The 1,201-nt window shown below is 59.6% G+C and carries 1 protein-coding gene; it reads right to left on the bottom strand.

All coding sequences use genetic code 11. The annotated features are described in order from the left end of the window. Positions 1-1,114: ISNCY family transposase (locus tag FB009_RS32575; RefSeq protein ID WP_145162749.1), on the bottom strand; the 1,114-nt coding region annotated here is incomplete at its 3' end. Positions 1,115-1,201: the final 87 nt, after the last annotated feature.

The raw sequence follows: 1,201 nt of genomic DNA, 5'->3' as shown, positions 1-1,201 counted from the left end.
AATGGCCTTTCCACCGCACATCGAGCCGGCCGTCGGCATAGGCGTAGGTCTCGACATAGCGACCGACCAGCCCGCGCGTCACCTCGGTCTCCTCAAGCATGATCCGCTGGCGCTCGAACGAAAACGTCAGCTGCGCACCGACGTAGCGCTGCTCGCGTTTGCACAGGATCTCCTTGAGCCGATCCGGGGCAAGATTCAGCGACCGGTGCAGATCATCAGGTCGGGCAGGGGTAATGGCAAACTGCCGGTTATAGCCCTCCATGAACCGAGGCAGGAAGGCGTTGCCGTCGTCCATGCCACAGATGCCCTCCAGGCGCAGGTCCTTAATCAAACGGTCCTGCAGCGTCCGGTTCATCCGCTCGACCCGACCCTTCGCCTGGCTCGAATTTGCACAAAGAATCTCAATGTTTAGCTCTGAAAGCGCACGCCCGAACTGGGTCATGCCCTGGCCGCCCTTGGCGTCTTTCTTCGCCACCCGGAACACGGAATGCTTGTCGGAATAGAAGGCGACCGGAGCACCATGATTTTTGAGATAAAGCTCCAGCGCCTCGAAATAGCTGAACGCACTTTCCGAGCGCACGAAACGCAACTGCATCAGCTTGCCGGTCGCATCATCGATGAACACCAGCAGCGAGCATGGATCACCGCGATCCTCGAACCAGCGGTGCTCCGATCCATCGATCTGCACCAGCTCGCCATAGGCCTCGCGTCGCAATCGTGGCTGGTGGAAGGTGCGCCGCTGCTTGCGCGACAGCCAAAGTCCGGCCTCCGCCATCCATTTGCGCAAGGTCTCGCGCGACACCCGCAAGCCATCGCGCTCGGCAAGCTTCTCTGCCGCTAGCGTCGGACCAAAGTCGGCATAGCGTTCGCGAACCAGCGTCACTGCATAATCCCGAACGCCGTCGCTGATCCGGTTGTTCGATGGCCGACCGATCGCCTTGTGCCGGATCGATGCGGCACCATCCGTCCGGATCCGCTCCAGCAGTCGACGCACCTGGCGCGTGCTTAACCCCAGAACATGAGCGGCCTTTACCAGCGTCATCCGACCATCGATGACCTTCGACAAAACCTCAATCCGCTGCAGATCACGCTCGCTCATCGCAATCAATCCCATCCGCAATCTCCCAGGTCATCTAAACCCGGGGAGAGTGACATTCTTACATTGCAGAAACAGGACACTTTAACTTTGCGGCTACATGGA

The organism is Sinorhizobium medicae, assembly GCF_007827695.1.
In the GTDB taxonomy this organism is placed as follows: Bacteria; Pseudomonadota; Alphaproteobacteria; order Rhizobiales; family Rhizobiaceae; genus Sinorhizobium; species Sinorhizobium medicae.
The sequence above is the reverse complement of the archived record's forward strand: the minus strand, read 5'-3'. Positions and strand labels throughout refer to the sequence as shown.